1 protein-coding gene is annotated in these 9,670 nt (G+C 74.1%); it reads left to right on the forward strand.

The window, feature by feature from the left end; translation table 11 throughout:
• Positions 1-112 precede the first annotated feature (112 nt).
• Positions 113-9,670: a type I polyketide synthase gene (locus E6R60_RS37645; RefSeq protein ID WP_168713714.1), complete on the forward strand. Its 9,558-nt coding sequence runs from the start codon at positions 113-115 to the stop codon at positions 9,668-9,670.

Below are 9,670 nucleotides of genomic sequence, written 5' to 3' on the forward strand. Positions count from 1 at the left end.
GTAGTAGGTGCGGTCGGTTTCTTTGCCCGCCATCAGCTCGGCCACGGGCCCGTAATCGGCCTCGTGGCCTTCCTTCGCCGACTTGAAGTCCGCGGCCATTTCCTCGGCCTCGTTGGCGAGCGATTCCCGGCTCGGTGACCCGATCGAGGCCAACGCGCTGCTGGCCACCTACGGCCAGGACCGCGTCGAGCCGCTGCGGCTCGGATCGATCAAGTCGAACATCGGCCACACCCAGGCCGCCGCCGGTGTCGCGGGCATCATCAAGATGCTGATGGCGATGCGTCACGCGGAGCTTCCGGCGACGCTGCACGTGAACGAGCCGACGCCGCACGTCGACTGGTCCACCGGTGCGGTGGAGCTGATCACCGAGCACGGCGCCTGGCCGCAGATGGCGCGACCGCGCCGCGCGGCCGTCTCCTCGTTCGGCATCAGCGGTACGAACGCGCACGTGGTCCTGGAACAAAGGCCGGAGCCGGTCATGGCCGCCCAGCCCGCGGTGGCGGGGCTTCCGCTGGTGGTCTCGGCGAAGAACGAGGCGGCCCTCGCCGCCCGGGCCGGCCAGATACGTGAGCTGCTTGACTCGCAGAACACCGACCCGGCACGCGTGGCGTCGGCTCTCGCCACCCGCGTCCCGCACCTCCCCTTCCGGGCGACGGTCACGGGCGCCGGCCGGGACGAGCTGCTGGCGGGCCTCGACGCGCTGGCCTCCGGCTCGACCGCGCCGAACCTGGTGCAGGGCACCGCCGCGGGCACCGGCAAGACGGTGTTCGTGTTCCCCGGACAGGGCTCGCAGTGGCAGGGCATGGCCCTGGAGCTCTTCGACTCCTCCCCGGTGTTCGCCGCCCGGCTCATGGAGTGCGAGCAGGCGCTCGCACCGTTCACCGACTGGTCGCTGCTGGACGTGCTGCGCGCAGTGGAGGGCGCGCCCGGATTCGACCGGGTGGACGTGGTGCAACCGGCGCTGTGGGCCGTGATGGTGTCCCTGGCCGCGCTGTGGCGCTCGGTGGGCATCGAGCCGGACGCGGTGATCGGCCACTCGCAAGGCGAGATCGCAGCGGCCGCGGTGGCCGGCGCGCTGTCGCTGGACGACGCGGCGAAGGTCGTGGCGCTGCGCAGCCGGGCGATCGTGAAGCTGGCGGGCACGGGCGGCATGGTCTCGGTGGCCCTGCCCGCCGACGAGGTCCGCGCACTCATCACCCGCTGGGACGGCGCCATCGACATCGCCGCACACAACGGTCCGCGCTCCGTCGTGGTCGCCGGAGAGGTGACCGCTCTCGACGAGCTGGTCGCCCACTGCAAGGACAACAAGATGCGCGCCAAGCGCATCCCGGTCGACTACGCCTCCCACTCCGCGCACGTCGAGAGCCTGCGGGACGAACTTCTCGACGCCCTGTCCTCGCTCACTCCGCGCGCGGTCGAGGTCCCCTTCCTCTCCACCGTCACCGGTCAGCCGCTGGAGGGCACGGAGCTCGACGGCGCCTACTGGTTCCGCAACCTCCGCAGGACCGTCCAGCTGGAGGAGGCCACCCGGACGCTGCTCGACCAGGGCCACCGTGTCTTCATCGAGGCCAGCGCCCACCCGGTGCTGACCATCGCGCTCCAGGAGACGATCGACGACACGACCCACGACAGCGCCGTCACCGTGCCCTCGCTCCACCGTTTCGAAGGCGGACTCGACGACTTCCTCGCCTCCGCGGCGCAGGCCCACGTCTCGGGCGCCCCGCTCGACTGGACCGCGGTGCTCGGCGGCCCCGGCGCGGTCGTCGACCTGCCGACCTACCCCTTCCAGCGCCGGCGCCACTGGCTGGAGGGCCCGGTGACGGCCGGGGACGCGGGCGGGCTCGGCATGGCCGCCGAGCGGCACCCGCTCGTCGGCGCCGCGCTCTGGCTGGCCGACGCGGACAGGCTGGTCCTCAGCAGCAGGATCGCCCTGAACACCCACCCCTGGCTGGCCGACCACGCCGTGGCCGGCACCGTACTGCTCCCCGGCACCGCGTTCGTGGACCTCGCCATCCGGGCGGGCGACCACACGGGCCTCGACCAGCTCGACGAACTGACCCTCCAGGCACCGCTGGTGCTGTCCGGCCGAGGTGCGGTACAGCTCCAGGCCGTCGTCGACGCCCCGGACGAGGAGGGCCGGCGCGCGCTGTCGGTGCACTCCCGCCCGGAACCCGACTCCGACGACGCCCTGAGCCACCCGTGGACCCTCCACGCCACCGGCGTACTGGGCCACGCGGAAGGACCCCCCGACGTACCGGCCGACACCGCCTGGCCGCCGGCCGGCGCCGAGCCGGTCGACCTGACGGCGGCGTACGACACGCTCGCCGAGCGGGGCTTCCACTACGGGCCCGCCTTCCAGGGCCTGCGGGCGCTGTGGCGCACCGGCCGGGAGACCTTCGCCGAGGTCGCGCTCCCGGACGGCGTCTCCCCGGGAGAGTTCGGGATTCACCCGGCCCTCCTCGACGCCGCCCTGCACCCGCTGGCTCTCGCGGCCGACGGCCGCCTGGTGCTGCCGTTCGCCTGGACCGGCGTCCGGCTGCACGCGGCGAACGCCAGCGTGCTGAGGGTACGGATCACCCCGGAGGGTTCGGGCGCCGCCCTGTCCCTCGCCGACGCGAGCGGAGCGCCGATCGCCTCGGTGCGGACGCTCGGCCTGCGGGCCGTGGACCCCGCGCAGCTGACCGGCTCGGGCACCTCCCGGCGGCCGGTGCTCCAGGTGGAGTGGACGGCCGCTCCCAAGGCCGCCCCGGCCGCCGGGTGGGCCGTCCTCGACGACAAGGACCACGGTCTGCCCGCCCCCGGCGGCAGGTACGCGGACATCGCCGGCATCGTCGGGAACCCGCCGCTGGTCGTGGTCCCCCTCCCGGGCGAGAACGGCCCCGGCGCCGTGGCACACCAGGCTCTGCGGCTGGCCCAGGAATGGCTGGCCGAGGACCGGTTCGCCGGCTCGCGCCTGGTGTTCCTGACCCGTGACGCGACCACCGCCCGCACGGAGGCCGGACTCGCTTCGGCTCCCGTCTGGGGTCTCGTGCGTACCGCCATGACCGAGCACCCCGACCGGTTCGGCCTGCTGGACCTGACGGACCAGGACCTCTCCGAGGCCGAGCTCGGCCTCGCACTGGGCGTACCGGACGGGCAGGTGAGCCTGCGCGACGGGGCGTTGTTCGTACCCCGGCTGGTCAGGTCGCCCGAGGCGGACGACACCGTGCCCGCCCTGAACCCCGAGGGCACTGTCCTCATCACGGGCGCCACCGGCACCCTGGGGCAGCTTTTCGCCCGCCACCTCGTCGCCGAACACGGTGTACGGCATCTGCTGCTGGCGAGCCGCCGGGGCCGGGACGCGGCGGGCATGCTGGAGCTGGAGGCCGAACTCACGGCCCACGGAGCCTGCGTGTCCGTGGTCGCCTGCGACACGGCCGACCGTGCTTCGCTCGCCGCGATGCTGGACGCGATCCCCGCACCGCACCCGCTCAGCGCGGTCCTGCACACCGCCGGCGTCCTCGACGACGGCACCCTGCACGCCCTCACGGCCGGACAGCTCGACACCGTCCTGCGCCCCAAGGTCGATGCCGCACGGCACCTGCACGAGCTGACGGCCGGCCTGGACCTGGACGCGTTCGTCCTGTTCTCCTCGCTGGCCGGCACGGTCGGCACCCCGGGACAGGCCAACTACGCCGCGGCCAACACCTACCTGGACGCCCTCGCGCAGCACCGCCAGGCCCTGGGCCTGCCCGGTACGTCGCTGGCCTGGGGCCTGTGGGCCGAGGGCAGCGGGATGACCGGCCACCTGACCGACGCCGACCTCGCCCGCATGTCCCGGGGCGGCATCGCCCCCATCGGCAGCGAACAGGGCCTTGCCCTGTTCGACGCGGCCCTCGCCACCCGCCGGCCGGTACTCGTACCGGCGCTGCTCGACTACACCGGACTGCGGGCCCAGAACGAGGACGGCACGCTGCCGGCGATCTTCCGCAGCCTGGTGGTGCGGCGCGCCGCCGCCGGCGAAAAGCCGGGCGGCAACACCCTCCGGGAACGCCTGGCACCCCTGCCCCCCCAGGACCAGGAGCGCACGCTCCTCGAACTGGTCCGAGGCGTGGTGGCCTCCGTACTGGGGTACACCGACGCCGGCCAGGTCGCACCCGACCGGGCCTTCAACGAGCTGGGCTTCGACTCGCTCAAGGCGGTGGAACTCCGCAACCGGCTGAACGCGGCCACCGGCTTGAAGCTGGCCGCGACGCTGGTGTTCGACCACCCGAGCACCAGTGAGCTGGCCGGCTTCCTGAGGACCGAACTGCTGGGCAGCCCGGCCGCCGCCCCGGCCCAGACCGAACCCGCCCACACCGGACCGGCCGCCGGCGCCTCCGACGATCCGATCGCGATCGTCGCGATGGCCTGCCGCTACCCCGGTGAGGCCGGCTCCCCGGAGGAGCTGTGGACGCTGCTGTCCGACGAGCGGGACGCCATCGGCCCCTTCCCGGCCGACCGGGGCTGGGATCTGGAGAGCCTGTACGACGCGGACCCCGATCACACGGGCACCTCGTACACCCGGCACGGCGGATTCCTCTACGAGGCACCGCAGTTCGACCCCGACCTCTTCGGGGTCAGCGCACGGGAGGCCACCGCCATCGACCCCCAGCAGCGACTCCTGCTGGAGATCTGCTGGGAGGCCTTCGAGCGCGCGGGCATCGACCCCACCTCCCTCAAGGGCACCCAGACCGGTGTGTTCGCCGGCGTCATGGCCAACGACTACGCAGCACGCCTCAAGGACACCCCCGAGGGGATGGAGGGCTACCTGTCGGTCGGCAGCACGGTCAGTGTCGCCTCCGGCCGCATCGCCTACACCTTCGGCCTGCAGGGCCCGGCGATCACCGTCGACACCGCCTGCTCCTCCTCGCTCGTCTCCCTCCACCTCGCCGCCCAGGCACTGCGCAACGGCGAATGCGAGCTGGCCCTGGCCGGCGGCGTGACCGTGCTGGCCGCGCCCACCCTGTTCGTCGAGTTCAGCCGGCAGCGCGGCCTGGCACCGGACGGCCGGTGCAAGTCCTTCTCCGCGCGGGCGGACGGGGCGGCCTGGGCCGAAGGCGCCGGAGTCCTCCTGCTGGAGCGGCTCTCCGACGCCCGGCGCAACGGCCGCCGGATCCTCGGCGTGATCCGTGGAACCGCCGTCAACCAGGACGGCGCGAGCAACGGCCTCACCGCCCCCAACGGCCCCTCCCAGGAACGGGTGATCCGCCAGGCGCTGACCAACGCGGGCCTGACCACCGCGGACGTCGACGCGCTGGAGGCCCACGGCACCGGCACCACACTGGGCGACCCGATCGAGGCCCGGGCCGTACTCGCCACCTACGGGCAGGAGCGTACGTCCCCCCTGCTGATGGGCTCCCTGAAGTCCAACATCGGACACTCCCAGGCCGCCGCCGGAGTGGCCGGCGTCATCAAGATGGTCAAGGCGATGGAGCACGGCGTGCTTCCCAAGAGCCTCCACATCGACGAGCCCAGCCCGCACGTGGACTGGTCCGCGGGCGAGGTGGAACTGCTCACCGAGGCGGTGCCGTGGCCCGAGACCGGCCGGCCGCGCCGCGCGGGCGTGTCCTCCTTCGGCATCAGCGGCACCAATGCCCACGTCATCGTGGAGCAGCCGCCGGCCGAGGAGACATCCCAGGCGGCCGAGCCGATGCCGGTCGTGCCACTGCTGCTGTCCGGGCACAACGACGCCGCCCTGCTGGCACAGGCCGGCCAGGTGGGCGCGGCGCTCGCCGACGCCGGGCCGCAGGACCTGGCGGCGACGGGCCGGACCCTGGCCGTCGGACGCGCCGGCCTCCCGCACCGCGCCGTGGTGGTGGCCGCCACCACCGCCGAAGCGGCCGACGCACTCGCGGCACCGGCCGTGCGGGGCACACCCGTGGACGGGCGCACCGCCTTCCTGTTCACCGGCCAGGGCAGCCAGCGGCTCGGCATGGGCCGGGAGCTGTACACCGCCTACCCCGCCTACGCCCAGGCCCTGGACGCCGTATGCGCGGAGCTCGACCCATGGCTGGGCGAACCGCTCCTCGACATCCTCTTCGGTGCGGACCCGGCGCCGCTGGACCGGACCGGCTACGCGCAGCCCGCCCTCTTCGCCACCGAGGTCGCCCTCTTCCGGCTCCTCGAACACTGGGGCGTACGGCCGGACTTCCTCGCGGGTCACTCCATTGGTGAGCTGGCCGCCGCGCACGTCGCCGGCGTCCTCTCGCTGGCGGACGCGGCGCGGCTCGTCGCCGCCCGCGGCCGGCTGATGCAGGCACTGCCCGGCGGCGGCGCGATGCTCGCCGTACAGGCCGGGGAGCAGGAGGTGCTGCCGCTGCTCGCCGGCCGGGAGGACCTGCTGGACATCGCCGCCGTCAACGGCCCCGCCTCCGTGGTGCTCTCGGGCGACGCGGAAGCCGTCGAGGCCGTCGGCGCCGAACTCTCCGCCCGGGGGCGCAAGACCAAGCGGCTGCGCGTCAGCCACGCCTTCCACTCCCCGCACATGGACGCGATGCTCGACGAGTTCCGGATGGTCGCCAAGGGGCTCACGTTCACCGCGCCGGTCATCCCGATCGTCTCCACCCTGACCGGTCAGCCGGTCGGCGCCGGGGAACTGACCACGCCCGAGTACTGGGTCCGGCACGTCCGCCGGCCCGTGCGCTTCCTGGACGCGGCACGCGCCCTGGAGGCCGAAGGCGTACGGACCTTCCTGGAACTGGGCCCCGACGGCGTGCTCAGCGCGATGGGACAGGACTTCCTGGACGCGCAATCGCTCCTTATCCCGCTGCTGCGCGCCGGGCGCCCCGAGCCGCACACCGCCGTCACCGCCCTGGCCCACGCCCACGTACGGGGCGTGCCGGTCCACTGGCCCGCACTGTTCGGCGAGAACACCGGACCCGCAGCGGACCTGCCGACCTACCCCTTCCAGCGCCGGCGTTACTGGCTCACGGAAGGACCCGGCGGCGACAACGTCACCTCGGCCGGACTCGACTCCGCCCGGCACCCGCTGCTCGGGGCCGCGGTGCCGCTCGCGGACTCCGACGGCGTCCTGTTCACCGGCCGGATCACGGCCCGCAGCCACCCCTGGCTCGCCGACCACACCGTCGCGGGCACCCTGCTGGTCCCCGGCACGGCCCTGGTGGACCTCGCGCTCCACGCGGGCGCCGCACTCGGCTGCGAGCACCTGGAGGAACTCACCCTCCAGGCACCCCTGGCCCTCCCCGACGAGGGCGCGCTCCAGCTCCAGATCACCATCGGCGGCCCCGACGCGGACGGCCGCAGGCCCGTCGCCGTCCACTCGCGCGCAGAGGGAGAACAGGAGGACACGGCCTGGAACCGGCACGCCACCGGAACCGTGACGGCCGCCCTCACCGCCGTACCCGGACCCGATCTCGCGTCCTGGCCGCCGGCCGGCGCCGAACCCCAGCCGGTCGATGACCTGTACGACCGTCTCGCGGACCAGGGCTACGGTTACGGCCCCGCCTTCCAGGGCCTCCAGGCGGCATGGCGCTCGGGCGACGACCTCTACGCCGAGGTACGGCCGCCCGCCGACCCCGACGGATTCGCCCTGCACCCGGCAGTGTTCGACGCCGCGCTGCACGCACTGCTCCTGGAGGATTCGGCCGGACTCCGGCTGCCCTTCTCCTTCGGCGGCGTCCGGCTGACCGGGACCCGGAGCGGCACCGGCACCCTGCGGGTCAAGCTGTCGGCCGGCCCGGACGCGACGGTCGCGGTCGACATCGCGGACGAGACGGGTGCACCGGTGGCCACCGTCGCCTCGCTCGCCCTGCGCGCCCTGCCGGCGGGGACCGCGCTGACCCGGCCCCGCGATCAGCACGTGTACGCGGTGGAGCGGGCCGGTACGGAACTCTCCGCCGCCGGCGACCGGGGCATCGTGGTCCTCGGCGAGACCGCCCTCGGACTCGCCGCCCCGCACCACCGCGGTCTCGCCGAACTGGCCGCCGCGACGGCCGACGGCGCGGCCGCACCCGACGTCGTCGTCCTTCCCGTGGCCCCGGCCCCCGTCCACGAGACCGGCCGGGTCACCCAGGAAGTGCTGGCGGTCCTGCGGCAGTGGCTCGCCCCCGACGCGCCGGCCGGAGCACGGCTCGCCGTGGTGAGCACCGGGGAACTGGCGCACAGCGCGCTGTCCGGACTGATGCGGACCGCCGAGTCGGAACACCCGGGACGCTTCCAGCACGTGATCACGGACGGCCTGCCGGCCTCCCGCGAACTGCTGGCCGCGGCCCTGGCCGACCCCCGTCCGCAGCTCGAACTGCACCGGGGACAGGCCTACGTGACCAGACTCGCCAAGGTCCCGCACCCGGTGCCGGCCCCGGACACCGGCGACGTGTTCGACCCGGAACACACGGTGCTGATCACCGGCGGCACCGGCGCGCTCGGAGCCCAGGTCGCCCGCCACCTGGTGACCGGCCGAGGCGCCCGCCACCTGCTGCTCACCAGCCGGCGGGGCGGGGCCCAGGAACTGGTCGCCGAACTGACGGGACTCGGTGCGCGGGTACGGGTCGCGGCATGCGACGCGGCCGACCGCGACGCCCTGGCGGCGCTGCTCGCCTCGGTCCCGGACACCCACCCGCTCACCGCGGTCGTGCACGCGGCCGGAGTCGTCGAGGACAGCACACTGGAGGCCCTGAGCCCGCAGAGCCTGTCCCGGGTCCTGCGGCCGAAGGTGGAAGCCGCCTGGAACCTGCACGAGTTGACCGCCGGACTGGACCTGACGGACTTCGTTCTCTTCTCCTCCGTCGCCGGCCTGGTGGGCAACGCCGGACAGGCCAACTACGCCGCGGGCAACACCTTCCTGGACGCGCTTGCCGCACACCGGCACGCCGAGGGCCTGCCCGCCGTGTCCCTCGCCTGGGGCATGTGGCAGGACGGCATGGCGAACGACCTCGACGATGCCGACCGGGCCCGGCTCGCCCGCAACGGGATCCTGCCGATGCCGGCCGGCCAGGCCCTGGCCGCCCTCGACACGGTCCTGACCGCAGCCGGCGCACCACGGCCCGGCGCCGACGCGGTGCCGGGTCCGGTGCTCGCCCCGGTGGCGCTCGACCTCGCGGCCCTGCGCGGCCTCGGCGACGCACTGCCCGAGCTGTACCGGGGCTTGGTGCGCACCGGACGCCGGACCCCCCGGCCCACCTCCGCTCCGGCACCGATCCCGCTGGCGCAGCGGCTCTCCGGCCTGGACGGGGAGGAGCAGCAGCACCTGCTGCTCGACTTCGTCAGGGAACAGGTCGGCATCGTCCTCGCCCACCCGGCCCCGCGGACGATCGACGTCCAGTGCGGACTGCTGGACCTGGGCCTGGACTCCCTCACCGCGGTCGAACTGCGCAACCGGCTGAACATCGCCACCGGACTGCGCCTGCCCAGCACGCTCGTCTTCGACCACCCGAGCACCCGGGCCATCGCCGCGTACCTGCAAGGCGAACTGGCCGGCGAAACGCCGGACCCGGTCCAGGCGGCCCTGGACGTACTGGAGGCCGCTCTCTCGGCCGCAGGCCCGGCGGACGGCGACGGACAGGCAGGGACGTACGCCACGCGACTGCGCGGCCTGCTCCGCACGGTGGACGGCGGCCCCGACGCCGCCGACATCGATCTGGCGAGCGACGACCAACTCTTCGCAGCACTCGACAATGAACTCGGCAGGTAG

The organism is Streptomyces sp. A0642 (assembly GCF_004795105.1).
Taxonomy (GTDB): domain Bacteria; phylum Actinomycetota; class Actinomycetes; order Streptomycetales; family Streptomycetaceae; genus Streptomyces.